This window comes from Acidovorax sp. FW305-C-20-28 (genome assembly GCF_058783375.1).
Genome location: NZ_JBYSYM010000007.1, coordinates 59,049 through 85,428 on the forward strand (window position 1 = coordinate 59,049; position 26,380 = coordinate 85,428).

Sequence of the window (26,380 nt, forward strand, 5' to 3'; positions counted from 1 at the left end):
GGCGGCTTTTTTTGAGCCCGTGGTGCCCCCCGATTGACATAAGAACATCTATCTATCGCTCAATGGACGGTCACATACAGCTATGACTCTGATAGCAATCATCCTCGCCACCCTGGCCGCCGGCATCGGCAGCGTGTGGCTGGCCGCGCTGCTGATGCGCCTGGGCCTCGGCGGCCGCAGCGACAGCGTGGGGCCCCAGCACCTGCTGAGCCTGGCGGCCGGCGCGCTGCTGGCCACGGCCTTCATGCACCTGCTGCCCGAGGCCTTCGAGAGCCAGGCGGGCGCGCACGACCTGTTTGCCACGCTGCTGATCGGCGTGGTGTTCTTCTTTCTTCTGGACAAGGCCGAGCTCTGGCACCACGGCCATGAGCACAGCCATGCGGCGCCGGCCACCGGGCACGACCATGAACATGGCCACGACCACGGGCATGGCCACCACCATCACCATGGTGCCCCGCGTGCCGGCGGCTGGGCCGTGCTCACGGGCGACAGCGTGCACTGCTTTGGTGACGGCATCCTGATTGCCTCGGCCTTCATGGCCGACATCCGGCTGGGCATGATCGCGGCCGTCTCGGTGCTCGCGCACGAGGTGCCGCACCACATGGGCGACCTGGTGGTGCTGCGCCAGACCAGCCCGAACCGGCGCATGGCCCTGGTCAAGGTGTCGCTGGCGGGCGCCGTCACGGCCCTGGGCGGCATCGTGGGCTACTTCCTGGTGGGGCAGCTGCAGGACCTGCTGCCCTACTTCCTGGCGGTGGCATCGAGCAGTTTTGTCTACGTGGCCCTGGCCGACCTGATTCCCCAACTGCAAAAGCGCCTGTCCGCGCGCGAAACGGTGGCCCAGGTCGCCTGGCTGATCGCGGGCATGGTGATCGTCACCTTAGTCAGCGGCGCGGCCCATGCGCATTAGAGTGGCACCCCCTGAGTCGCTTCGCGCCTTCCCCCTCTCTCTCCTCGCTGCGCGAGTCGGGAGGGGGACGCTCCCAGCGCGGCGGGGCGGCCCTTGCGCGGGAGCACTGGCCTAAGCCATGGCAATTCAACGGCTGCCAACGGTGGCTCGCGAAGAGCTGAAAGACAAGAATCGATGACTACTACGATCTACCACAACCCCCGCTGCGGCACCTCGCGCAACACCCTGGCCCTGCTGCAGGAGCGCGGCGTGCAGCCTGAGATCGTCGAATACCTCAAGACCCCGCTGGACCGCGCCGCGCTGCAGGCGCTCATCGCTTCCATGGGTGTGCCTGTCATCGATGTGGTACGCGCCAAGGAGCCGGTGTTTGCCGAACTGAAGCTGGGCGAACCGGGGGTGAGCGACGAGCAGCTCATCGACGCCATGGTGGCCCACCCCATCCTCATGAACCGGCCCATCGTGGTCACGCCGCTGGGCGCGCGGCTGTGCCGGCCGGCCGAGGCGGTGCTGGAAATCCTGCCTCGGTAGGCTCAGCGCGCCAGCTCTTCGCGCACGGCCGCCACCTGGCGACGCGAGACGGTGAGCAGCTCCGTCATGCCCTGCAGGCGCACGGCCCAGCCGTCGCCTTCTTCCGGGTCGTAGTGCTTTTCGAGCGCGCGCACGGCGCGCCGCGCCACCAGCGCATTGCGGTGGATGCGCAGGAAGCGCGTGGGGTAGCGCGCCTCCAGCTCGCTCAGGGCCCCGTCCATGATGTAGCTGCGCGTGGCGGTGCGCACCGTCACGTACTTCTGCTCGGCCTTGAAATACAGCACTTCGGCCAAGGGCAGGCGTTCGGTGCGGCCGCGGTCCTGGATCACCAGGGCCTCGCCATCGGCGGCCGAAGGGGCGGCCGGGGTGTGCGTGGGGCGGGCGGAGCGCTGCACCTTGGCCAGGGCCTGCTGCAGGCGCTCGCGCCGCACGGGCTTGGTGAGGTAGTCCACCGCATCGAGCTCGAAGGCATTCACCGCATGGTCGGCATGGGCCGTCACGAAGACCACGGCCGGCGGGCGTGCCAGGGCCTGCAGGGCGTGTGCCAGGCCCAGGCCGTCCTGGCCGGGCATGTGGATGTCGAGCAGCACCAGGTCGAAGGCGCTGCCCCCGGTGGGGCCGAGCAGGGCCATGGCTTCGCCGGCATTGCCGGCCTCCGACACGGTGGTGTGCAGGGTCTCGGCGCAGTCGCCCAGCAGGGTGCGCAGGCGGCTGCGGGCCAGGGCTTCGTCGTCAACGATCAGGATGTTCATGGCGCGGCATTGCGGGTGGGGGCAGAAGGAGAGGGCGACGCGGCCGGCGCGGCGGGGCGGCCAGGGCGGCGGGGGCGGCTGGGCACGCGGGCCGGCCGGTCCTGCACGGGCAGGGTGATGCGCACCTGGTAGAGGCCGTCGAGCACGCCGGCCGTGAATTCGCCCTGCACATCGTGCAGCAGGGCCAGGCGCGCGCGCACATTGGCCAGGGCAATGCCATGGCCGCGCGGCACGTCGTGGTAGCGGATGTCGCTGGCCGGCAGGGTGTTGGTGATGCGCACCACCACGCGGTTGCCGCGCAGCTCGGTCATCACCTTGAGCTTGCCGCCGCGCGGGCTGGGCTCCACGCCATGCTTGACGGCGTTCTCCACCAGCGGCTGCAGCAGCAGGGGCGGCAGGCGGGCGCTGTCGGTGCGCGGGTCCAGGCTCCACTGCACCTGCAGGCGCTTGCCGAAGCGCACCTCCTCGATGCCCAGGTAGCGGCGCGCGAGGGTGATCTCCTCGCCCAGGGTGGTCACCTCGCCCTGCTCGACCAGGGCCACGCGGAACAGGTCGCTCAGGTCTTCGAGCAGTGACTCGGCCTTGGCCGGCTCCTTGCGCACCAGCGCGATCGCGCTGTTGAGCGTGTTGAACAAAAAGTGCGGGCGGATGCGCGACTGCAGCTCGGTCAGGCGGGCCGTGGTGGCCGCCGGCGTGCGCCCGCGCGCGCGCAGCACCAGGGCCGCGACCAGCAGGGCCGCGAGCAGGGCGCCGCTGGCCGCGCTGGCCACCCAGGGCGAGCGCTCGGCCACGCCGGCCAGGGTCAGCATGGCGCAGGCATACAGGCCCGCCAGGGCGCCCAGGGTCACGCCGGCCGCGTACTGCTGGCCCGTGCCCAGGCCTTGCAGCACGGTCTTGAGGCTGCAGGCCGTGATCAGCCAGGCCAGCGTGGCCGGCAGGGCGCCGCCCGTGACCAGGGCCATGCTGGCCAGCCACTCGGCGGGATTGCGGGCGCCGAACAGGGTGCCCACACCCACCACGACCTCGACGAACAGCACCGCCCGCAGCACCACGCCGACCTGGCAGGCGTCGAACACCAGGGCCCTGCCGGCCGCCGGCGGGCCACTGCGCGAAGGGCCTCTGGACGGGGCCGATTCGGCCTCGGGGGGCTGGGTCGATAAAATTTGCGTGTTTTGCATTGCGGCATCCGGATGTTCCGGGTGTCAGAACTACCGGATTATTGCCCTCCCATGTCCAACAGCCAAGCCAATAGCGCCCCGTCCGCGCCTTCCCACAACCAGCTCGACACCAAGGCCCAGGCCTGGTCGGCGCTCTTTTCCGAGCCCATGAGCGACCTGGTCAAGCGCTACACCTCCAGCGTGTTCTTCGACAAGCGCCTGTGGCAGGCCGACATCGCGGGCAGCCTGGCGCATGCCGAGATGCTGGCCGCGCAGGGCATCATCGGCGCCAGCGACCATGCCGACATCCAGCGCGGCATGGCGCAGATCACGTCGGAGATCGAGTCCGGCGGCTTCGAGTGGAAGCTCGACCTCGAAGACGTGCACCTGAACATCGAGGCGCGCCTGACCCAGCTCGTGGGTGACGCCGGCAAGCGCCTGCACACCGGCCGCAGCCGCAACGACCAGGTCGCCACCGACGTGCGCCTGTGGCTGCGCAGCGAGATCGACCTCATCGCAGACCTGCTCAAGGAGCTGCAGCGCTCCCTGGTGGACGTGGCCGAGCAGAACGTGGAAGTCATCCTGCCGGGCTTCACCCACCTGCAGGTGGCCCAGCCGGTGAGCTTTGGCCACCACATGCTGGCCTATGTGGAGATGTTTTCGCGCGACGCCGAGCGCATGGCCGACGTGCGCCGCCGCGTCAACGTGCTGCCCCTGGGCTCGGCCGCGCTGGCCGGCACCACCTACCCGCTGGACCGTGAGCGCGTGGCCCGCACCCTGGGCATGGACGGCGTGTGCCAGAACAGCCTGGACGCCGTGAGTGACCGCGACTTCGCCATCGAGTTCACCGCTGCCGCCAGCCTGTGCATGGTGCACGTGAGCCGCCTGAGCGAAGAGCTCATCATCTGGATGAGCCAGAACTTCGGCTTCATCCGCATCGCCGACCGCTTCACCACCGGCAGCTCCATCATGCCGCAGAAGAAGAACCCCGACGTGCCCGAGCTCGCACGCGGCAAGACCGGCCGCGTGGTCGGCCACCTGATGGGCCTGATCACGCTGATGAAGGGCCAGCCCCTGGCCTACAACAAGGACAACCAGGAAGACAAGGAGCCGCTGTTCGACACCGTGGACACGCTCAAGGACACGCTGCGCATCTTCGCCGAGATGGTCGGCGGTCAGCTGAACCCCGCCACTGGCCAGAAGGAGGGCGGCATCACCGTCAACGCGCCGGCCATGGAGCAGGCCGCGCTCAAGGGCTATGCCACCGCCACCGACCTGGCCGACTACCTGGTCAAGAAGGGCCTGCCCTTCCGCGATGCGCACGAAACCGTGGCCCACGCAGTCAAGGCCGCCGTCTCGCACCAGGTGGACCTGTCGGAGCTGCCCCTGGCCGTGCTGCAGGGCTTCCACCCGCAGATCGAGAAGGATGTGTTCGATGCGCTGAGCCTGCGCGGCTCGCTCAACGCGCGCAACACCCTGGGCGGCACGGCGCCGGCCCAGGTGCGTGCCCAGCTGGCACGCCACCAGGCGCGGCTGGGCTGAGCCCCGGCTGGGCGTGCTTCTTGCATGGCGAGGGTGCCGCCCACCGGCGGCGCATGACAGCGCAGCGGCGTGCGGCTACGATCCTCGCCTGTTGCATCTGATTACCTGTTGGAGCCCTCGCATGACCTCGCCCCGCCGCCGCCTTTTCGTGAACACCCTGCGCACCGGTGCGCTGCTGCTGGGCCTTGCGGCCGTGGGCCTGGCGTCGGCCCAGCCCAAGCCGATCCGGCTGTTGGTGGGATTTCCCGCCGGTGGCGGCACCGATGCCATCGCGCGCACCCTGGCCGACAAGCTCAAGGACGAGCTCGGCACCTCGGTGGTGGTGGAGAACAAGCCCGGCGCCGGGGGCCAGATCGCGGCCCAGACGCTCAAGGCCGGCCCGGCCGATGGCACGGTGTTGTTTCTCACCCACGACCACACCATCTCCATCCTGCCCCAGGTCGTGAAGAACCCGGGCTACGAGCCCGCGCGCGACTTTGTTCCCGTGGTCGGCCTGGCCACCTTCGTGAACGCCTTCGCGGTCTCGGGCGGCACGCCCGCCAAGTCGTTCAACGAATACGTCAGCTGGGTCAAGTCGGCCGGTGGCGGCAAGGGCGCCGTGGGCATCCCGGCGCCGGCGTCCACGCCCGAATTCCTCGTGAAGCTGGTCGGCGGCAAGTTCGGCATCGACCTGGTGTCGGCCCCCTACCGCGGCAGCGCGCCCATGATGGCCGACATGCTGGGCAACCAGATCGGCGCCGGCGTGGCCTCCATCCCCGACTTCATCGAGAACCACAAGGCCGGCAAGGTGCGCGTGGTGGCCGTGCTGGGCAAGAACCGCCAGGCCGCCATGCCCGATGTGCCCACCTTCGACGAACTGGGCCTCAAGGGCTTCGAGGACCTGCCCTACTACGGCATCTACGCGCCTGCGGGCACGCCGCAGAAGTTCGTCACCGACTTTTCCAACGCCGTGGCCAAGGTCATCGCCATGCCCGAGGTGCGCGAGCACCTCACGGCCATGGGCCTGACCGTGGGCCACATGCCGCCCGCGCAGTTCGCCGCGCGCGAGAAGGCCTACACCGCGGCCTGGACCAAGATCATCAAGGACACCGGTTTCGTCGCCCAGTAACCCTTCCCCTGCCGCCGGCCCCGGCCGGCGGCGGCTCCTCGCCATGCCCACCACCCGCTTGCCAACGCACTGGCAGCAGTCGCGCTACCTGCCCTTGCTGGCGGGGCTGTGCAGTGCTGCGCTGGCCATGCTGCTGGCCTGGCTGGTGATCGACATCTCGCACACCAAGGCGCGCACCGAGATCGTGGCCCGCGCGCAGTCCCATCTGCTCGAAATCCGCGACCGGCTGGACCGCCAGTTGCAGAGCACGCTGTCGGTGCCCGAAACCGTGGCGGCCTTCGTGGCCGCGCAGGGCCATATGCCGCCCGAGATCTTCGCCTCGGTAGTGGGGCGGCTGCTGGAGAGCCAGCGCAACATCCGCAACCTGGCGCTGGCGCCGGACAACGTGATCACCGACATCTACCCGCGCCTGGGCAACGAGAAGGCCCTGGGCCTGCGCTACCTGGACAACCCGCAGCAGCGTGGGGCGGTGGAGCGTGCCATCCAGACCCGGCGCACCGTGGTGGCCGGCCCCATCCAGCTGGTGCAGGGCGGGCTGGGCATCGTGAGCCGCACGCCGGTGTTCCTGGTGGGCGTGCCGGGCGCGGCCGTGGTGGCCGAGCCGCGCTACTGGGGCATCGTCTCGCTGGCGGTGAACGCCGACACCTTGTTCGCCGACGTGGGGCTCAACACCGAGCAGGCGGGCTTCCAGGTGGCTGCGCGCGGCCTCGATGCCCTGGGCGCCCAGGGGGCCGTGTTCGTGGGCCGGGCCGGCCTGTTCGATGAGAAGCCGGTCACGCTCGACGTGCCCCTGCCCGGGGGGGGCAGCTGGATTTTGGGCGCCGTGCCCGTGGGCGGCTGGAAGGCCGCGGGCAGTGCGCCGGCGCTGGTGGTCATGCTGTCCTATGTGTTTGCGCTGCTGCTGGGGTTGCTCAGTGCCTGGCTGGTGCGGGCGCACCAGCAGGTGCTGGCCCTGGCCAGCCACGACCGGCTCACCGGCCTGCCCAACCGCCGCCTGTTCGAGGACCGCCTGTCCCAGGCCGTGCTGGCGGCCCACCGCGACCGCCGCGCGGGCGCGCTGCTGCTGGTGGACCTCGATGGCTTCAAGGCCGTCAACGACAGCATGGGCCATGGCAGTGGCGACCAGGTGCTGGTGCGCGTGGGCCAGCGCCTGGCGGGCCTGGCCCGCGCCAACGACACCGCGGCACGGCTGGGGGGCGACGAGTTCGCGCTGGTGCTGAATGCGGTGACCTCGCCGCAGGCGGCGATGGAGGTGGCGCAGCGCGTCATCCAGGACATGGTGGCGCCCATCGGCCTGGACAATGGCGAGCATGTGCGCGTCGGTGTCAGCATCGGCGTGGCGGTGTTCCAGGGCGATGCGGCCGAGGCCCTGCCGGCCCTGATCGACCGGGCCGACCAGGCGCTGTATGCGAGCAAGCGCGCGGGCAAGGGCCAGGCAATGCTGGCGGCGCCGGCCGAACTGCACACCTACGCGACCCAGCCGATGAACGGCCCCAATTCACGTTGAAACCATCTGCCCGGATGGCCTGGGCAGTGCGTGGGGCTGGCCCGGCGTGGCACAGCCGCCGAAGGTGTAACACATCGGGCGGCCGCGGTGAAATTGCCGAAAATGGTCCCATCTGACAACGATGTACCACTTCCTGGAGCCCCTGCCATGAAGCGATTCCCCCGCCTTTCCCGGCTCGCCCGGCGCCTTGCGCTGTCGGGGGTGCTGGTGTCCAGCACGGCCGCGGTGCACCCTGCGCCCGTGGGGGGGCCGGGCCCTGCGCCCGGGTCCAAGACGGCGCAGTCGTCCTCCTCATCCTCCCACTACGCGCGCTGGCAGGCCAGCATGGATGCGTTTGCCGCCGCCGACAAGGCCCAGGCCCCGGCCGAAGACGGTGTGCTCTTCGTGGGCAGCTCCACCATCCGCTTCTGGACGCAGCTGCCGCAGGACTTTCGCGACGTGCCGGTGCTCATCAACCGCGGCTTCGGCGGCTCCACCATGGCCGACTGCCAGTATTTCGTGAAGCAACTGGTGCTGCAGTACCGGCCGCGCCAGGTCTTCGTCTACGCGGGCGACAACGACCTGGCCGAGGGCCGCTCGCCGCAGCAGGTGCTCGAAAGCTTCGAGGGCTTTGTCGCCGCCGTGCGGGCCGAGCTGCCCGGCACGCGCATCGCCTACATCTCCATCAAGCCCAGCCCGCTGCGGGCCGAGCTGATGCCCCGGGCGCGCGAGGCCAATGCCCTGCTGGCGGAGTATGTGCGCACCTTGCCCAACAGCGACTACATCGACATCTTCACGCCCATGCTGGGCATGGACGGTGCCCCGCGCGCCGAACTGTTCGGGCCGGACCGGCTGCACCTGAGCGATGCCGGCTACCGGCTGTGGCGCTCGGTGATCGCTGGCTATGTGGGGCGCGGCCCGGCCACGTTGCAGGCCGGCCCGGACAAGGCGGGCAAGAACGCCGCGGACGACACGGCGGCGGCAGCGCCGGTGGCCCTTCCGGCCACCGCGGCCGTCCAGGTCAGCACTGGCCGCTGAAGAGCCCGCCGCCTTATCCCGGAATCGCTTTTGCCGGGGGTGGATCCTGCGCTGCAGTGGTGCGGGCGGGCGCCGGCGGGTACATCGGGGGACGCCTCTGGCCTGGCGCCAGCACGGCGGGCGGCGTGGTGTCTTCCTTTTGGTGGCGTTCGAGCCACAGGGTCGCGCGGGCTACCGCATAGAGCACCCCGAAAGCGGCGGCGAGCAAGGCGATGTCCTGCACCCAGGGCCGGTCGTACTTCGCGCCCAGTCCGGCGAGCACCACCAGCACCAGCACCAGGTGGGCGCAGAACACGGGCAGCGAGGCCGAGCCCAGTGTCTCCAGCCAGCGCTGGCGCGGCATGCGGGCGGCCATCCGCGGGCCGTAGTGGATGGCGAGCACCACCAGCGCGAACAGGTTGAGCATGCGCAGGGGCCCCAGGGCCCATTTGTCGAACCAGGGGTTGAAGGCGGCGTACGGCCCATCGGGATGGAACGGGACCTGCCCGACCAGGTGGCGCCAGCCCATCAGGAAGAGGGCCAGCGCAATGGCCAGCAGCACGGACCAGCGCGGGAAGGCGAACGCCGGCGCATTCGGGTCGTTGCGCGTCGCACCCATCCACAGCCCCAGCATCCACAGGAACTGCCAGCTCCACATCACGAAGGCCCCGGTCTCGTTGAACGGCACGGGCAATGGCACGATGGCGTGGACCGCGTCGTAGACCTCCCGGGACAGCCCGAACTGCGCGAGCAGCCACACCAGGCCGCTCACGGCCATCACCGGCCGCCAGCCCCAGACGAAGGCGATGACCATCACCCAGGGGCTGGCCAGCATGAACAGCACGTACAGCGGCAGGATATCGAGGAGCGGCGGCTCGTAGAGCAGCAGCAGGCCGCCCACCAGGGCCGTGAAGGGCTGCTTGACGTAGAAGTTCAGCAGGTCCACCACGGCCGGCTGCTCGATGCGGATGCCGATGAAGGCGATCACCGTGAACAGGAAGATCAGCAGCGCCGCATGGCAGGCGTAGATCTTGAGGGCACGACGCCAGAAGGCGTGGTGCATCTCGGCCACGCTCCTGCGCCAGGCCACGCGGCCGTACACCATGCCCGCCATGTAGGCCGAGAGCAGCACGAAGCCCTCGGCCGCCGAGACGTAGCCGAAGGGCTGGCCCAGCGGCGAGGTCAGCCGCGTGGGCAGGTGCGTGACCGTCATCAACAGCAGCATCAGCCCCCGGGCTGCGTCGATTTCCCAACTGCGGGCGCTGGCGGGGGCGGGGGGCATGGCCGTGGTGCCTCAGGCGAGGGTGCGCACCTGGGGTTCACGCTCCCACTGGCGTGTCTGGGCGGCGGCGATGAAGGCCTGGGTGTCCTTGGGGTCCACCACCCCGGCGTCGGGCTCCACGCCGCCCGCCTGCAGAATGGCCCGTGTGCCCTGGCAGGCGGCAATGGCCTTGAGATGGCCGAAGGCATCGCGGAACCAGTCCACCGCCGCGGCCTCGCGTGCCAGCTTTTCCCCCATGGCGGGCGACAGGATGGAGGCCACGGCATCGAACACCGTGGACGGCGTGCCGGCCAGTTGCCCATCGGCCGGCAGGCGGCTGCCATCGTCGAGCACCGCGCCACCCACCTTGGGTGCGACGATCTTCACCGTGGCGCCGGCCTTCTCGACCGCCTTGCGCAGGGCGGCCACCGATTTCGCGCTGGATCCATCGTCCACCAACAGCCCCACCGAGCGGCCCTGCAGCGTGGGCTTCATGCGGTCGATGATGCGCAGCGCGGGCGACAGCGGCAGATCCTGCGGTTTCACGGCGGCGGGGGGCTTGGGCGGCATGGCCTCCATGCCCAGGCCGTCGGCCACGCGCTGGGCGAGGGCCGGGTCCACATGCTGCAGGTGGCCGACCACGGCTTCGCGCACATGCTCCGTGGCCACCTTGGACAGCTCGAACACGATGGCCGAGGCGATGTGCGCCTGCTCCAGCTCGCTCTGGCTGCGAAAGAACATGCGTGCCTGGCTGTAATGGTCGGCAAAGCTTTCGGCCCGGATGCGGCCCTTGGCACCCTCATCGGCAGGCTCGGCAAAGTGGCGGAATCCTTGCGCTTGCGACGCACGGGGCGTATCCCCCTGCAGGCTGCTGGGCTCGTAGTTCACGCGGCCCTTGGGCACGTTCATCTGCATATGGCCATCGCGCTGCATGTTGTGAAAGGGACATTGGGGCGCGTTGACCGGGATCTGCGCGAAATTGGGCCCGCCCAGGCGCGACAGCTGCGTGTCCAGGTACGAGAACAGCCGGCCCTGCAGCAGCGGGTCGTTCGAGAAATCGATGCCCGGCGGCACGTTGGCCGGGCAGTAGGCCACCTGCTCGGTCTCGGCAAAGAAGTTGTCGGGCCAGCGGTCGAGCACCATGCGGCCGATGGTCTTGAGCGGCACCAGCTCCTCGGGGATGAGCTTGGTCGGGTCCAGGTGGTCGAAGGGGAACTTCGCCGCCTCTTCCTCGGTGAACAGCTGCACGGCAAAGTCCCACTCGGGGTAGTTGCCGGCCTCGATGGCCTCGAACAGGTCGCGCCGGTGGAAGTCGTTGTCCGCGGCCTGCAGCTTCACGGCCTCGTCCCACACGGTGGACTGGATGCCCAGCCGGGGCCGCCAGTGGAACTTCACGAAGGTGCTCTGGCCCTTGGCGTTGATGAGCCGGAAGGAGTGCACGCCGAAACCTTCGATCATGCGCAGACTGCGCGGAATGGCGCGGTCGCTCATGGCCCACATCACCATGTGCAGGGTCTCGGGCATCAGCGAGACGAAGTCCCAGAAGGTGTCGTGCGCACTGCCGGCCTGGGGGTAGCCGCGGTCGGGCTCCATCTTCACGGCGTGCACGAGGTCGGGGAACTTCATGGCGTCCTGGATGAAGAACACCGGGATGTTGTTGCCCACGAGATCCCAGTTGCCCTCCTGCGTGTAGAGCTTGACGGCAAAACCGCGCACGTCGCGCGGCGTGTCCACCGAGCCGGCGCCGCCGGCCACGGTGGAAAAGCGGGTGAACACGGGCGTCTTCACGCCCACCTCGGTGAGCACGCGGGCCGTGGTGTACTTGGCCAGCGACTCGGTCAGCTCGAAATAGCCGTGCGCCGCCGTGCCGCGCGCATGCACGATGCGCTCGGGAATGCGCTCGTGGTCGAAGTGGGTGATCTTCTCGCGCAGGATGAAGTCTTCGAGCAGGGTGGGGCCGCGTGGCGTGCTGCGCAGCGAGTTCTGGTTGTCGGCGATCGGGATGCCCAATTGCGTGGTCATCACCGGGTGCGTGCCTCCCGCCTGTTGTTGCAATTCGTCACCGTTTCCGCGCTGTTCGGTGGCAGCTTGGGACGGAACTGGCTTGGCCGCAGAGGTGCGGCTGGCAGGGGACTTGGCCATGGATGCTCCAGAGATGGGTGTGTGGGGTGGGGGCTCCTGGCATCTTTCTGCGGCCTTGCCGGCAGGCGGGTAGGACCATGAGCCGTTCTGCTGTCGGCGGCGCAAAATGCGCCGAGGGCGTGAACTGGTGCACGCCATGGACACGTAAGTGCTTGCAACGCAGGTCAGCTTGCCATGCCGTTTTGTTACGCTTGCAGGTTCCTTTGGAGGGGATCGTGTGAAAGCCAAGAACTGGATGTTTGCCGCCGGCCTGTCGCTGGCGACCCTGGGGGCCATGGGCTCCGCCCATGCCCTGCAGATCACGAGCCTGTCCCCCCAGGGCGAGGTGGCGCGCGTGCGCCAGGTGGTGGCCAAGTTCGATGCGGCCGCCGTCAATTTCGGCGATCCCAAGGCGCCGCCGCCACTGAGCCTGAGCTGCAGCGATGCCGCCGCCACCAAAGGCAATGGCCGCTGGACCAGTGAGAAGGAATGGGTCTTCGACTTCGAGAACGACCTGCCGCCCGGCGTGCGCTGCACGGCCACGGCCAAGGCGGGGTTCAAGTCGGCATCCGGTACGGCGCTCACCGGCACCACCAGCTTCCAGTTCAACACCGGCGGGCCGTTCGTGCAGAACATGCGCCCCGGCACCTACCAGGAGATCGACGAAGAGCAGGTCTTCGTGCTGCAGCTCAACGGCCCGGCCACGCTGGACAGCATCAAGGCCAACACCTGGTGTGCGCTCGAAGGCGTGGGCGAGAAGGTGCCCGTGCGCCTGATCGAAGGCAGCCAGCGCGACGAGATCCTCAAGTCCCAGGGGCTGGACAAGCGGGCCGCCCAGCAGCCCCTGCAGTTCGCCACCCTGGCCTGCAATCGCCGCCTGACCTCGGGCTCGCGCATGCAGTTCGTCTTCGGCAAGGGCGTGGCCACGCCGAGCGGCGTGGCCAATGCGGTCGAAAAGCGCTTTGCCTACAAGGTGCGCGAGCCTTTCTCGGCCGAGTTCAACTGCGAGCGCGAGAACGCCCAGGCCGCCTGCCTGCCCATCCGCCCGATGAGCCTGTCCTTCAACGCGCCGCTGGCGCGCAAGCTGGCGGCCGGCATCCGCCTGAAGTCGGGCAAGGAAACCATCAAGCCTCAGCTCGAAGGCGGTGCCGACGAGGACAAGAACCCCGACTCCGTGGTCACCAGCCTGCAGTTCGCGGCACCGCTGGCCGAGAACACGCAGTTCACGATCGAGCTGCCCAAGGACTTCAAGGACGCCTCGGGCCGCACGCTGCGCAACGCCGACAGCTTCCCGCTCAAGGTGGCCACGGGCGGCCGGCCGCCGCTGGCCAAGTTTGCGGCCGCGCCCTTCGGCATCGTCGAGCGCTTCGCCGAAGGCCCCGAGGGCCCGGCGCTGCTGCCCGTGACGCTGCGCAATGTCGAGGCCGCCCTCAAGGTGCAGGGCCTGCAGGCGGGCACGGGCACGCCCGCGGCCCCCGCCGGCAAGGTGAGCACGCTGCGCCCGACCAGCGATTCGGACATCATCGCCTGGTTCCGCAAGGTCAAGCGCTACGACAACTACAACGTGGACCGCCAGGACGCGCGCCGCGACAGCAAGGTGCCGCTGCCCAAGGTGCTCGACAACGACCGCGACTATGTGCAGTCGCGCATGGTCTCGCTGCTGGGCGGGCAGAACGGCGTCAAGACGCTGGAGCTGCCCAAGCCCGCGAACAACGACCCGCGCCCCTTCGAGGTGGTGGGCATTCCTCTGGCGCCCGGCTTCCACGTGGTGGAAATCGCCTCGCAGTTGCTTGGCAACTCGCTGCTCGACGAGCGCCATGGCAATGCCCGCACCATGTATGTGCGCACTTCGGCCCTGGTGACCAACCTGGGCGTGCACTTCAAGCTCGGCCGCGAGAACGCGGCGGCCTGGGTGACCACGCTGGACAAGGGCCAGCCCGTGGCGAACGCCACGGTGCGCGTGTCCGACTGCAGCGGCCGCGAACTGGCCACCGGCACCACCAATGCCCAGGGCGTGGCCAGCATCGAAGGCCTGTCGCCCGAGCCCGAGGCCTGCGGCGAGGAGGGCGAGCGCTCCTACTTCGTCAGCGCGCGCAGCAAGGGCGCCGACGGGGTGGAGGACATGGCCTTCACCTGGACCGACTGGCAGCGCGGCATCGAGCCCTGGCGCTTCAACGTGCCCACCAGCAGCGAACCCAATCCCAACGAGCGCGCCCACACCATCTTCGACCGCACCCTGTTCCGCGCGGGCGAGACGGTGTCGATGAAGCACCTGCTGCGCACCGAGACGCGCAAGGGCTTCGACATCCCCGAGAGCCGCCCCACCACGCTGGTGATCACCCACACCGGCAGCGGGCAACAGTACACCCAGCCCCTGGCCTGGCGCAGCACGGCCACGGGGGGCTTCAGCGCGCAGAGCAGTTTTGCCGTGCCGCCCGCGGCCAAGCTGGGCATGTACTCGGTGGAGCTGCGCAATGCCGAAGGCAGCGAGCGCAGCTTCAGCTCGGGCATGTTTCGCGTGGAGGAGTTCCGCCTGCCCGTGCTCGAAGGCCGCATCGCCCCCGCCGACAAGAAGGCCCTGGTGCGCGTGCGCTCGGTGCCCACCGATGTGCAGATCAACTACGTGGCCGGCGGCGGCGCGGCCAACCTGCCGGTGCGCGTGTCGGCCATGGTGCGCAGCAAGTCCCTGCAGTTCAACGATTTCGACGCCTTCAGCTTCAACCCGCCGCGCAAGCGTGGCCAGGGCAGCAGCGGCAACAGCGACGATGAAGAAGCCGCCGCCAGCCAGGACAGCCGCGTCATCGCCGACAAGCTGGCCGTGACCCTGGACCGCAATGGCGCGGGCAAGGTCACCATCGACAACGTGCCCCAGGTGCGCCAGCCCCAGGACCTGGTGATGGAAGCCACCTACGCCGACCCCAATGGCGAGGTGCAGACCCTGCGCAGCACCCAGACCGTGTGGCCCGCGGGCGTGGTGGCCGGCATCAAGACCGAGGGCTGGGTCTCGGCCCAGCAGAAGATCCGCTTCCAGGCGCTGGCGCTGCAGCACAACGGCGCCATTGCGGCCGACGTGCCCCTGCAGGTCAAGGCCGTGGCGCGCATCACCACCACCACGCGCAAGCGCATGGTGGGCGGCTTCTACAGCTACGACAACCAGACCGAGACCAAGGACCTGGGCACCGTGTGCAGCGGCAAGAGCGACAGTCGCGGCCTGCTGCTGTGCGAGTCCAAGCTCGACGAGGCCGGCGAGGTGGAACTGGTGGCCATTGCCAGCGACCGCGACGGCAACACCAGCGAGGCCGCGTCCTCGGTCTGGGTGACGCGCCAGGGCGAACTCTGGTTTGGCGGCGAGGACCACGACCGCATCGACCTGCTGCCCGAGAAGAAGAGCTACCAGCCCGGCGACACCGCCAAGTTCCAGGTGCGCATGCCCTTCCGCTTCGCCACCGCCCTGGTGGCCGTGGAGCGCGAAGGCATCATCGACACCCGCGTGGTGCAGCTCAACGGCCAGGACCCGACCATCGAACTCAAGATCGAGGACGGCTGGGGGCCCAATGTCTACGTGAGCGTGCTGGCCCTGCGCGGCCGCCTGCGCGATGTGCCCTGGTACAGCTTCTTCACCTGGGGCTTCAAGTCGCCGCGCGAGTGGTGGAACTCGTTCTGGTACGAGGGCAAGGAATACCAGGCCCCCACGGCCCTGGTGGACCTGTCCAAGCCCGCCTTTCGCCTGGGCCTGGCCGAGATCCGCGTGGGCACCAAGGCCCACCAGATCGACGTGAAGGTGGTGGCCGACAAGGAAAGCTATGCCGTGCGCGGCAAGGCGCAGGTCACCATCACCGCCACCCTGCCCAATGGCAAGCCCGCGGCCAATGCCGAGGTGGCCCTGGCCGCCGTGGACCAGGCCTTGCTGGAACTGATGCCCAACACCAGCTGGAACCTGCTCGAATCCATGCTGCAGCGGCGCAGCTGGGGCGTGCAGACCTCGACCGCGCAGATGGAGATCATTGGCCGGCGCCACTACGGCAAGAAGGCCGTGCCCGCGGGCGGCGGCGGCGGCCGTGCGCAGACGCGCGAGCTGCTCGAGACCCTGCTCCTGTGGGAGCCTGCGCTCAAGCTCGACGCCAACGGCCAGGCCAAGGTGACGGTGCCCCTGAACGACGCGCTCACCACCTTCAAGATCGTCGCCGTGGCCGATGCCTCGGTGGGCCTGTTCGGCACCGGCAGCACCAGCATCCGCGCCACCCAGGACCTGCAGATCATCAGCGGCCTGCCGCCGCTGGTGCGCGAGGACGACCAGTTCCGCGCCCAGCTCACGCTGCGCAACACCACCAAGGCGGCCATGAAGGTCGAGGTGTCGCCGCGCGCCACGCTGCTCGACCTCAAGCCCCAGACCATCGACATCCCCGCGGGTGAGTCGCGCGAGGTGGCGTGGAACGTGACGGCCCCGGCGCAGCTGGCGCAGACCCGCGCCGAGGCCATCCTCTGGGAGATCGAGGCCAAGGACACGGTGAGCGGCGCGCGCGATGCGCTCAAGGCGCGCCAGCGCATCATCCCGGCGATTCCGCTCACGGTGCAGCAGGCCACGCTGGTGCAGGTGGACGGCAGCTTCAACCTGGACGTGAACCCGCCGGCCGACGCGCTGCCGGGCCGCGGCGGCCTCAAGATGTCGCTGCAGCCCAAGCTGGCCGAAGGCCTGCCTGGCGTGCGCGACTGGTGGGCCCACTACCCGTTTGCCTGCCTGGAGCAAAAGACCAGCAAGTCCGTGGGCCTGCGCGATGGCAAGCTCTGGCAGACGGTGGTGGCCCAGCTGCCCACCTACCTGGACAGCGACGGCCTGGCCAACTACTTCCCGCCGCGCGACGGTGATGCCAACCGCGGCAGCGACACGCTCACGGCCTACCTGCTCGCGGCCACGCACGAGGCCAGCAGCATCGACCCGGCCTTTGCCCTGCCCGACGAGGCGCGCGCGCCCATGGAGCGCGGCCTGATCGCCTTCGTCGAGGGCCGCATCCAGCGCGAGTTCTGGAGCCCGCGCAAGGACCTGGACATGCGCAAGCTCGCCGCCATCGAGGCCCTGTCGCGCTACGGCAAGGCCCAGGGCCGCATGCTCAGCAGCATCACCGTGGCGCCCAACCAGTGGCCCACGCACGCGGTGATCGACTGGGTCAACGTGCTGCGCCGCGTGGCCGATGTGCCCGAGCGCGACAAGCGCCTGGCCGAGGCCATGCAGATCCTGCGCAGCCGCCTGTCCTTCCAGGGCACCAAGGCCATCTTCAGCACCGAGCAGGACGATTACTGGTGGTGGCTGATGCAGAACGGCGACGTGAACACCGCGCGCCTGATGCTGGCCGTGATGGACGACCCGGCCTGGAAGGACGACATGGGCCGCCTGGCCAACGGCTTCATCAGCCGCCAGCAGGCGGGCGCCTGGCACACCACCACGGCCAACCTCTGGGGCGGCCTGGCGCTGGAGAAGTTCTCGGCCAAGTTCGAGGCCACGCCGGTGGCGGGCAGCACCAAGGCCAGCATGGGCGCCAATAGCGCCAGCGTGGACTGGAGCAAGGTCGAGCGCATCAAGACCAGCGATGCCAGCGGTGCCGCACACCAGACCACCTGGTTCGGCGCCCCGGCCGCACCGGGCAACCTGCGCAACAACGGCATGTTCCTGCCCTGGGCCGCTGCGGGCGGCAAGGAGAACCTGGCCGTGGCCCACCAGGGCACGGGCAAGCCCTGGCTCACGCTGCAATCGGTGGCCGCCATCCAGCTGAAAGCGCCGTTCGCGGCGGGCTACGCCATCAAGAAGACCATCACCCCCGTGGAGCAGGCCAACAAGTCGCTGCCCGCAGGCCAGTACACGCGCGGCGACGTGCTGCGCGTGACGCTGGAGGTCAACGCCAGCGCCGACATGACCTGGGTCGCCATCACCGACCCGGTGCCCGGCGGCGCCACCATCCTGGGCAGCGGCCTGGGCCGCGATTCCGAGATCGCCACCCAGGGCGAAAAGCGCAGCGGCAGCGGCTGGCCGGCGTTCGAGGAGCGCAGCTTCGAGTCCTTCCGCAGCTACTACCACTACCTGCCCAAGGGCACCGTCAAGATGGAGTACACGGTGCGTCTGAACAACGTGGGCGACTTCGCGCTGCCACCGAGCCGCGTGGAGGCCATGTACGCGCCCGAGATGTTCGGCGAGATCCCCAACGCCCGCATCAAGGTCGAGGCCGCCAAGTGAGCCTCCGGGGGCAGCAGCCGTGAACGCCAGCGTCTTCGTGGAACTGCGGTTCTGGCTGCTGGTGGTGTTCTCGCTGGTGCTGCCCGCGGTCATCTATGCGGTGCTGCTGCGCGTGCGCGCCATTTCGCGCCGGGCAGTGCTGTGCTTCGGCATTGCGCTGGTGCTGATCGCGGGCTTTGACGTGTACCTGCTGCAGAGCCTGGCCGCGCTGGCGCGCCAGACCCTCTCGCAGGCCGACGATGCGCTGTTCGCCTCCGAAGTGTCGATCGCGCTCTACGTGCTGCCGGCCGTGTTCGGCGGCATCGGCGTGAACCTGATCTCGCATGTGCTGCTGCGCCATCTGATCGAGGCCGAAAAGCGCTTCGAGCGGGAGCACCCCGATGCCTGAGGCGATGGCACCCCCGCGCGCCTGGGCTCCTGTCGCGGCCATGGTGCTGTCGTGCCTGGCCGCCATGCCGGCCCGGGCCCTGCCCACCTATGCCGAGGTGCGCCAGGACTTCAAACCCTCGGACACCCTCATCCTCTCGCGCGAAGGCGAGGTCGTGCAGCGCCTGCGCACCGATGCCACGGTGCGCCGCGGCCAGTGGGTGGCGCTGGCCGACATCTCGCCCGCGCTGCGTGCGGCCCTGGTGCTCAGCGAGGACAAGCGCTTCTACGAACACAGCGGGGTCGACTGGCGCGCCGCCTCGGCCGCGGCCTGGGGCAACCTGTGGAACCAGCGCACGCGCGGCGCGAGCACCATCACCATGCAGCTGGCCGGCCTGCTCGACGGCGACTGGCGCCAGGGCCCGGGGGGGCGCAGCGTGGTGCAAAAGCTTGGCCAGACCGTGGCCGCGCAGGTGCTGGACCGCCGCTGGCGCAAGGACCAGGTGCTGGAGGCCTACCTCAACCTGGTGCCGTTTCGCAGCGAGCTGGTGGGCATCGATGCGCTGAGCCGCACGCTGTTCGGCAAGGCCGCCCATGGCCTCGACGACCGCGAGGCCGCCGTGGCCGCCGCGCTGGTGCGCGCGCCCAACGCCCGGCCCGGGCTGGTGTCGCAGCGTGCCTGCGGCGTGCTGCGCGAGCTGCAGCAGCGCCCTGGCCAGGCCGCGGCGCGTGTGGACTGCGATGCGCTGGACCTGTTCGTCACCGCGGCCCTGCAGCGCCGGGCCTTCGACGCGAGCGAAGGCATTGCGCCCCATTTCGCGCGCTACCTGCTGCGCCAGCAGCAGGCCGTGCCGGGCGCGGCCCCGGTGCCCGAACGGGTGGCCAGCACCCTGCGCGCGCCCCTGCAGCGCTTTGCCGTGCAGACCCTGGGCCAGCACCTGCGCGAACTGCAGGGCCGCAATGTCGAGGACGGTGCCGTGCTGGTGCTCGACAACGCCACGGGCGCCGTGCTCGCCTGGGTCGGCTCCTCGGGCCAGCTCAGCCAGGCGGGCGAGGTCGATGGCGTGCAGGCGCTGCGCCAGCCGGGCTCCACGCTCAAGCCCTTTCTCTATGCCCAGGCGATCGCCGAGCGGCGCCTCACGGCTGCCTCGCTGGTGGACGACTCGCCCGCGCACATCGCCACCGCTGGTGGCCTCTACATCCCGCAGAACTACGACCGCCAGTTCAAGGGCTGGGTCTCGGCGCGCACCGCGCTGGCGGCCTCGCTCAATGTGCCGGCGGTGCGCACCCTGGTCATGGTCACGCCCGATGCCTTTCACCGCCAACTGGGCGCCCTGGGCCTGCCGCTGCGCGAAAGCGGCGATTACTTTGGCTACAGCCTGGCCCTGGGCAGCCCCGAGGTGCCGCTACTGCACCTGACCAATGCCTTCCGCTCCCTGGCCAACGGTGGCAGCCGCGGGCCGGTGCGCGTGTGGCCGGGCCAGCCGGGGGCGGCACCGGTGCGCGCCATCGATGCCGGTGCGGCCTTCATCGTGGGCGACATCCTGTCCGACGGCAATGCGCGCTCGCGCACCTTCGGCACCGACAGCGTGCTCGCCACGCGCTTCTGGTCGGCCGTGAAGACCGGCACCAGCAAGGACATGCGCGACAACTGGGCGGTGGGCTGGTCCGAGCGTTACACGGTGGGCGTGTGGGTCGGCAATGCCAGCGGCGCGGCCATGCACGACGTGAGCGGCACCAGCGGCGCGGCGCCCATCTGGGCCGCGGTCATGGGCTTTCTGCATGCGCGCGAGCCGAGCCGGGCCCCCGCAGCCCCCAAGGGCCTGGTGCGCCAGGCCGTGCAGTTCGGCGCCCTGCCGGCCGCGCAGGAGGGGGGGGCGCCACCGCTGCCGCTGGAGGCGGCGCGCGAAGAGTGGTTCGTGCCCGGCACCCAGCAGGCCCGCTTTGCCATCGACGCGGGGCCGGCGGACGAACCCCTGGCGGCGCGGCGCGGGGCCCGGCCCGTGCGAACCGCCGTACCGGCGGATGCGGCCGACGAGCAGCCCACGGCGCGCATCCTGGCCCCGGTGCCGGGCACCACCATCGCGCTCGACCCCGACATTCCGCCCGAGCGCCAGCGCCTGCAGTTCGTGGCCAGCGGCGGGCGCGACCTGCGCTGGCGCATCGACGGGCGCGAGCAGGGCCGCGGCACGCGCGCGGCCTGGCTGCCCTGGCCCGGGCGGCACCAGCTGGAACTGGTGGATGCACGCGGCAAGGTGCACGACACGCTGCAGTTCGAGGTGCGCGGGGCTGGCGTGCGGGCGGCCGGCGCCAGCCCGCCAGCGCGCCGATAAGCGCCGCAAAAGCCCGGCCTTTTCGCGCTATGCCTGGAATCCAGGCGACGTTACACTGTGTTGCAAATAACCGGGTCTGCATGACGCCTGCCCCGCAACGCACGCATGTCCATGCACTTCTCGCGCCAGTTTTTCTCGCACAGGCTGATCTGGCTGGCCCTGCTGGTGTCGCTGGGCATCGGCCTGCTGTCGGCGCGCACGGTCTGGACCATGCGCGCCGATGGCTGGGACTATGCCAGCCGCACCAATGCCAACCTGGCCAGCACGCTGGAGCGCAGCATTGGCGATTCGATCCGCTCGCTCGATGAATCGCTCAAGGGCGTGGTCGCCGGGCTGGAGCGCCCCGAGGTCATGGCCCTGCCGCCCGAGATCCGCAGCGGCGTGCTGTTCGACAGCTCCCTGCAGGTGCCGGGAGCGGGCGCGGTGCTGGTGGTCGATGCAAAGGGCAATGTGGTGTTGCACTCCTCCACGCTGACACCGCAGCAGGCCAACTTCGCCGACCGCGATTACTTTCTGGCGCTCTCGAAGGACCCGCAACTCGGCCTGCATGTCGGGCGCCCCGTGCCTTCGCGCATGAGCGGGCTGGCCATCCTGCCGCTGACGCGGGCCTACCACCACCGCGACGGCTCGTTTGCCGGCGTCGTGGTCGGGGCCATCCGCCTGAGCTACTTCGATGGCTTGTTCGGCTCGCTGGACCTGGGGGCCGGCAGCAGCGTGGACCTGTACCGCACGGATGGGCTGCCCATCTCGCGCTTTCCCCGCGCCGCGGACGACGCCTACGCCAGCATCGCCGGCACGGCGGCCCTGGCCCTGCTGCAGTCCGCCCCCACAGGCACCCATGGCGCAGAGCCCGAAGGCGCTGGCGGCGCGCGCCACCTCCAGGCCTGGAAGCATGTGGGCAGCTACCCCCTGGTCGTGAACGTGGCGCAGTCCGGCGATACCGTGCTGGCCAAGTGGTACCGCAGCGCCTGGGTGCTCGGGGTGTTCTCGCTGCTGCTGATGGCCGGCTGCGTGGGCCTGGCCATGCTGTTCGTGCGCGAGCTGCGGCGGCGCCAGGCCGTGAGTGCCGAGCTGCGCGTGGCCGAGCGCGACCGCCAGACCATCCTGGACAACCTGCCCTCGCTGGTGAGCTACTGGGATGCGGACCTCCATAACCGCTTTGCCAACAGCGCCTACGGCACCTGGTTCGGCGTGTCGCCCGAACAGTTGCGCGGCCGGCATTGCCGCGACCTGCTGGGCCCTGCGCAGTACGCGATGTGCGAGCCCTTTGTACGCAGCGCATTGCGCGGTGAGCGCCAGCTTTTCGAGTGCACCCTGGTCGACAAGGCCGGGGTGCAGCGCCATGCCCTGGTGTCCTATGTGCCCGACGTGGACGGTGGTGCCGTGCGCGGCGTGTTCTCGCAGACCATCGACATCAGCGACCGCAAGCGCATGGAGGAGCAGCTGTTCGAGGAGAAGGAGCGCATTCGCCTCACGCTGCAGGCCATCGGCGATGCCGTGCTCTGCACCGATGCACAGGGCCAGATCACCTACCTCAACCCGGTGGCCGAGCGCCTGACCGGCTGGCAGGCCTTCGATGCCGCGGGCAGCCGGGTCGAGGCCGTGGTCCGGCTGCAGGAGCCGGGCACGGACAAGCCCCTGCCCAGTGCCCTGCACAGCGCCATCCAGGGCCATGCGCCCGAGACGCCGGTGCGCGGCGTGGTGCAGCACCGCACCTCGGGCCAGCGCTTCGACGTCGAGGAAACGGCCCGCACCATCACCGACCGGCATGGCACGGTCACCGGTGCCGTGGCCGTGCTGCGCGACGTGACCGAGGCCGTGGCCATGCAGGCGCGCATGGCCCACCTGGCCCAGTACGACGCGCTGACCGACCTGCCCAACCGCCTGCTGCTGCAGGACCGCGCCCATCTCGCCGTGGCCCACGCCCGGCGCGATGGCCGTTGCCTGGCCGTGATGTACCTGGACCTGGACGGCTTCAAGGCCGTCAACGACCGGCTCGGGCACGACCTGGGCGACCGGCTGCTGGTGCAGTTCGCGCAGCGCCTCAAAGCCGCCGTGCGCGGCTCGGACACCGTGTGCCGCCAGGGCGGCGACGAGTTCGTGGTGCTGCTGCCGGGCCTGGACGGTGCGGAGGGCGCCTGCAGCGTGGCGCGCAAGATCCTGGCCGCTGCGGCCAGCCCCTTCGAGCTCGGGGGCGAGGCGCTGCGCATCGGCCTGAGCGGTGGCATCGCCATGTTCCCCGAGCATGGCGCCAGCTTCGAAGAACTCACGCAGCATGCCGATGCCGCCATGTACGCCGCCAAGCGCGCAGGGCGGCTGCAGTTCATGCTGTATGCGGGCCCGGATGCCGCACCGCAGCCTATCGGCCCGCCAGTGCCCGAGTAGCGCGCCACCACCTTCGCGGGCGTGCCCAGCGCGGCCGGCGGCATGCGTCTATGCTCGGCGGTTCTGTCCGCTTTTTCCTTGTTTTCCATGCATGCGCTCGCCCCGGTGTTGTTCGTCCTGATTTGGTCCACGGGATTCTTGGCGGGGCGCGGCGTGGCCAGCCATGCCGACCCGTTCTGGTTTTTGGCATTGCGCTTTGCCTGCGTGGCCGCCGCCTTCATCGGCGCAGCGTTCTGGGTGCGCGCAGCCTGGCCTCGGGGTGCACGGCGCATCGGCATGCACCTCTTGGCCGGCGCGCTCATGAGCGGGCTGTACCTGGGGCCGAGCTGGTGGGCCATGTCCAAGGGGCTGGCCGCCGGCATCATGTCGCTCATCGGTGCGCTGCAGCCCTTGTTCACGGCGCTGCTGGCCGTGGCCGTGCTGGGCCGGCGCCTGTCACCCGGCACCTGGGCCGGCCTGGCGCTGGGCTTTGGCGGTGTGGGCCTGGTGCTGCTGCCGCGCCTGCAGGCGGCCGATGCCAGCGCGCTCTCGCTGCCCGTGGTGCTGGTGGCGGCGGGCAGCATCTTCTCGCTCACCGTGGGCTCCATGGTGCAGAAATCGCCGCTGGCCGCGGGCGACGACCTGCGCAGCGCCAGCGCCGTGCAGAACATCGGCGCGGTGCTGGTGCTGCTGGCCATGGCGGGTGCGGTGGGCCAGCCGCACTGGGACAACTCGGCCGCGCTCTGGGGCTACCTGGCCTTCTCGGTGCTGGTGCTGTCCATTGGCGGGGCCACGCTGCTGATCTGGCTCATGCGCCAGGGCGAGGCCACGCGCACCACGGCGCTGCTGCTGGCGGTGCCGCCGCTGTCGGCACTGCAGGCCTGGTTCATCTTTGGCGAGACGCTCTCGGCCATCCAGCTCGTGGGTTTTGTCGTTGCCATTGCCGGCGTGGCACTCGCCCGGCGCTGAGCCGCCATGCAAAAATTTCAAGGCCTCCGTAAAAGCCTTCATGCCGCTGCACCGGGTGCGCGGCTACGATGGGCGCCGTCCTGACAACGCCTGAACCGAGGAAGCCCGTGCCCGATCTGTCCAAAATCACCTGCATCGAAGACCTGCGCGTGGTCGCCCAGCGCCGCGTGCCGCGCATGTTCTACGACTACGCCGATTCAGGCTCGTACACCGAGGGCACCTACCGCGCCAACACGGCCGAGTTCCAGTCCATCAAGCTGCGCCAGCGCGTGGCCGTCAACATGGAAGGCCGCAGCACCCGCACCACCATGCTCGGCCAGGACGTGGCCATGCCCGTGGCCATTGCGCCCACGGGCCTCACGGGCATGCAGCACGCCGACGGCGAGATCCTGGGCGCGCGCGCGGCCAAGGCCTTCGGCATCCCGTTCACGCTGTCCACCATGAGCATCTGCTCCATCGAGGACATTGCCGAGAACACCGGCCGCCACCCCTTCTGGTTCCAGGTCTACGTGATGCGCGACCGCGATTTCATCGAGCGCCTGATCGATCGGGCCAAGGCCGCCAACTGCTCGGCGCTGCAGCTCACGCTCGATCTGCAGATCTTGGGCCAGCGCCACAAGGACATCAAGAACGGCCTGTCTACTCCGCCCAAGCCCACGATCAGGAACCTGATCAACCTGGCGACCAAGCCGCAGTGGTGCATGGGCATGCTCGGAACGAAGCGCCGCACCTTCGGCAACATCGTCGGCCATGCCAAGGGTGTGGGCGACCTGTCGTCGCTGTCGTCCTGGACGGCCGAGCAGTTCGACCCGCAGCTCAACTGGGGCGACGTGGAATGGATCAAGAAGCGCTGGGGCGGCAAGCTGGTGCTCAAGGGCATCATGGACGCCGAGGACGCGCGCCTGGCCGTGGACAGCGGAGCCGATGCGCTGATCGTGAGCAACCACGGCGGGCGCCAGCTCGACGGTGCGCCCTCGTCCATCGCCGCGTTGCCGGGCATCGCCCAGGCTGTGGGCAAGGACATCGAGGTCTGGATGGATGGCGGCATCCGCAGCGGGCAGGACGTGCTCAAGGCCCGCGCCCTGGGCGCGCAGGGCACGCTGATCGGGCGCAGCTTTCTCTACGGCCTGGGCGCCTTCGGCGAGGCGGGGGTGACCCGCGCGCTGCAGATCATCCAGAAGGAGCTGGACATCACCATGGCCTTCTGCGGCCACACCAACATCAACAACGTGGACCGCTCGATCCTGTTGCCCGGCACGTACCCTGCCTGAGCTCAGGCCGGCAGCGGCAGGTCCGCCAGCCGGCCCTCGAACAGGCGCGGCACGTCGGGCGTGCCGTAGCGGGCCTGGTCGTCCGGGTAGCTGCGCACCTCGCGCAGGCCCAGCCAGCGGCAGGCGCCGGCCAAGTCGTGCGTGATGGTCAGGCCCGCGAGCAGGGCGCCGTGCCAGCCCGCGGCCCGGCGCGCATGCAGGGCCTGCAGCAGTTGGCGCAGGTTGGCGGCCGCCACACTGGGCGTGTTGCTGAACAGCGAATGCACGTAGACCACGGGCGCGCTCTCGGCATGGTCGGCTGCCAGCAAGTGCGCGGTGGTGATGGCACGCTCGTCCCAGCCCGTGTCGCGCAGCGCCTGGTAGTCGCCCGCGGCGATCACATAGCTCGCCGCATGGCCGCAGGCATGGCCGAAGCGGTCGGTCAGGCGCCAGTTGAGGTCGGGGAAGCGCGCGGCCGCCTCGCGCAGCAGCGCCGGCGCGGGGTACTTGCCCGTGGCGAACACGCGTTGCTGGAAGGCGATCACCTCGTTCTCGAACTGCGGCGACGCCAGGTTGCGCGCCAGGCCCTGGCCGGCACCGGTGTCGCGCAGCATGCGCTCGGGCTCGAACAGCGCCGCGTCCAGCGGGCTTTCCCCCGCATACCAGAAGCCCGCGTGGAAGCGCGAGGGCAGCCCCAGGTTGGCGGCCGCGAGCACGGGCAGGGGCAGCTGCAGCACCTCGGCCAGGCGGTGCAGGCCCCCTTCGGAGATGCTCGCGCCCCGGCCTTCCCAGCGCCGGTAGGCACGCTCGTCCATGTCCAGCAGCGCGCCGAAGGCCGCCTGGGTCAGCCCCATGGCCTGGCGGCAACTGCGCAGCAGTTCCCCCAGGGACGCGAAGGTCTGCAGGCCGTGGGCGGGGGCGGTGGTGGCGCTCATGCCCAGGCATTCTAGGAGGGGCGGGACAGGGCGTGCCGTGTCCTGTGCAAGCCGC

The 26,380-nt window shown here is 69.9% G+C and carries 17 protein-coding genes; 12 read left to right on the forward strand and 5 right to left on the reverse strand.

Annotation, left to right across the window (positions count from 1 at the left end):
• The first annotated feature begins 82 nt into the window (after nucleotides 1-82).
• Nucleotides 83-910, forward strand: a complete 828-nt coding sequence (locus AC3WOH_RS10410; RefSeq protein ID WP_492229283.1) for a ZIP family metal transporter — start codon at nucleotides 83-85, stop codon at nucleotides 908-910.
• Nucleotides 911-1,084: 174 nt separating this feature from the next.
• Complete coding sequence (gene arsC, locus AC3WOH_RS10415) at nucleotides 1,085-1,438, forward strand: arsenate reductase (glutaredoxin) (protein WP_492229284.1); 354 nt, start codon at nucleotides 1,085-1,087, stop codon at nucleotides 1,436-1,438.
• Nucleotides 1,439-1,440: 2 nt separating this feature from the next.
• On the opposite strand, the gene AC3WOH_RS10420 is transcribed toward arsC, so the two are convergent.
• Both AC3WOH_RS10420 and AC3WOH_RS10425 read right to left on the reverse strand, forming a co-directional pair.
• A complete protein-coding gene (locus AC3WOH_RS10420) occupies nucleotides 1,441-2,190 on the reverse strand; it encodes a LytR/AlgR family response regulator transcription factor (protein WP_184857983.1) in 750 nt (249 codons plus the stop codon).
• Entirely contained in the window at nucleotides 2,187-3,368 is a 1,182-nt protein-coding gene (locus AC3WOH_RS10425) for a sensor histidine kinase (protein WP_492229285.1), read from the reverse strand. The genes AC3WOH_RS10420 and AC3WOH_RS10425 overlap by 4 nt, the downstream gene beginning before the upstream one ends.
• 51 nt (nucleotides 3,369-3,419) lie before the next feature.
• Between AC3WOH_RS10425 and argH the strand changes: the two genes are divergently transcribed.
• The 4 genes from argH to AC3WOH_RS10445 all read left to right on the forward strand — a co-directional run bounded on the left by argH (nucleotide 3,420) and on the right by AC3WOH_RS10445 (nucleotide 8,521).
• Nucleotides 3,420-4,889: an argininosuccinate lyase gene (gene argH, locus AC3WOH_RS10430; protein WP_492229286.1), complete on the forward strand. Its 1,470-nt coding sequence runs from the start codon at nucleotides 3,420-3,422 to the stop codon at nucleotides 4,887-4,889.
• 121 nt (nucleotides 4,890-5,010) lie between these two features.
• Nucleotides 5,011-5,997 carry a Bug family tripartite tricarboxylate transporter substrate binding protein gene (locus AC3WOH_RS10435; RefSeq protein WP_492229287.1) on the forward strand — a complete coding sequence of 329 codons (987 nt, stop codon included), beginning with the start codon at nucleotides 5,011-5,013 and terminating at the stop codon, nucleotides 5,995-5,997.
• A gap of 43 nt (nucleotides 5,998-6,040) precedes the next feature.
• The gene (locus AC3WOH_RS10440; RefSeq protein WP_492229288.1) at nucleotides 6,041-7,504 is read left to right on the forward strand and encodes a diguanylate cyclase domain-containing protein; all 1,464 of its coding nucleotides are present in this window, start codon (nucleotides 6,041-6,043) and stop codon (nucleotides 7,502-7,504) included.
• A 147-nt stretch (nucleotides 7,505-7,651) separates the two neighbouring features.
• Nucleotides 7,652-8,521, forward strand: coding sequence for an SGNH/GDSL hydrolase family protein (locus tag AC3WOH_RS10445; protein ID WP_492229289.1), 870 nt, complete (start codon nucleotides 7,652-7,654; stop codon nucleotides 8,519-8,521).
• Nucleotides 8,522-8,534: 13 nt separating this feature from the next.
• Here AC3WOH_RS10445 and opgC read toward each other — a convergent pair whose 3' ends face one another.
• Together opgC and AC3WOH_RS10455 are read right to left on the reverse strand one after the other, a co-directional pair.
• The gene (gene opgC / locus AC3WOH_RS10450; RefSeq protein WP_492229290.1) at nucleotides 8,535-9,782 is read right to left on the reverse strand and encodes an OpgC domain-containing protein; all 1,248 of its coding nucleotides are present in this window, start codon (nucleotides 9,780-9,782) and stop codon (nucleotides 8,535-8,537) included.
• Between the two features lie 12 nt (nucleotides 9,783-9,794).
• Nucleotides 9,795-11,903, reverse strand: coding sequence for a catalase (locus tag AC3WOH_RS10455; protein WP_492229291.1), 2,109 nt, complete (start codon nucleotides 11,901-11,903; stop codon nucleotides 9,795-9,797).
• A gap of 235 nt (nucleotides 11,904-12,138) precedes the next feature.
• Between AC3WOH_RS10455 and AC3WOH_RS10460 the strand changes: the two genes are divergently transcribed.
• The 6 genes from AC3WOH_RS10460 (at nucleotide 12,139) to AC3WOH_RS10485 (ending at nucleotide 25,411) form a co-directional block, all read left to right on the forward strand.
• Nucleotides 12,139-18,108 carry an alpha-2-macroglobulin family protein gene (locus AC3WOH_RS10460; protein WP_492229424.1) on the forward strand — a complete coding sequence of 1,990 codons (5,970 nt, stop codon included), beginning with the start codon at nucleotides 12,139-12,141 and terminating at the stop codon, nucleotides 18,106-18,108.
• A gap of 19 nt (nucleotides 18,109-18,127) precedes the next feature.
• Nucleotides 18,128-18,496 (forward strand): hypothetical protein, encoded by a 369-nt coding sequence (locus AC3WOH_RS10465; protein ID WP_492229292.1) that lies wholly within the window; start codon nucleotides 18,128-18,130, stop codon nucleotides 18,494-18,496.
• Between the two features lie 4 nt (nucleotides 18,497-18,500).
• Nucleotides 18,501-20,807, forward strand: coding sequence for a penicillin-binding protein 1C (gene pbpC, locus AC3WOH_RS10470; protein ID WP_492229425.1), 2,307 nt, complete (start codon nucleotides 18,501-18,503; stop codon nucleotides 20,805-20,807).
• A gap of 111 nt (nucleotides 20,808-20,918) precedes the next feature.
• The gene (locus tag AC3WOH_RS10475) at nucleotides 20,919-23,192 is read left to right on the forward strand and encodes a bifunctional diguanylate cyclase/phosphodiesterase (RefSeq protein WP_492229426.1); all 2,274 of its coding nucleotides are present in this window, start codon (nucleotides 20,919-20,921) and stop codon (nucleotides 23,190-23,192) included.
• An 87-nt stretch (nucleotides 23,193-23,279) separates the two neighbouring features.
• Nucleotides 23,280-24,140 (forward strand): DMT family transporter, encoded by an 861-nt coding sequence (locus tag AC3WOH_RS10480; protein ID WP_492229293.1) that lies wholly within the window; start codon nucleotides 23,280-23,282, stop codon nucleotides 24,138-24,140.
• A 107-nt stretch (nucleotides 24,141-24,247) separates the two neighbouring features.
• Entirely contained in the window at nucleotides 24,248-25,411 is a 1,164-nt protein-coding gene (locus AC3WOH_RS10485; RefSeq protein ID WP_311773827.1) for an alpha-hydroxy acid oxidase, read from the forward strand.
• A 2-nt stretch (nucleotides 25,412-25,413) separates the two neighbouring features.
• On the opposite strand, the gene AC3WOH_RS10490 is transcribed toward AC3WOH_RS10485, so the two are convergent.
• Nucleotides 25,414-26,325: a helix-turn-helix domain-containing protein gene (locus AC3WOH_RS10490; protein ID WP_492229294.1), complete on the reverse strand. Its 912-nt coding sequence runs from the start codon at nucleotides 26,323-26,325 to the stop codon at nucleotides 25,414-25,416.
• Nucleotides 26,326-26,380: the final 55 nt, after the last annotated feature.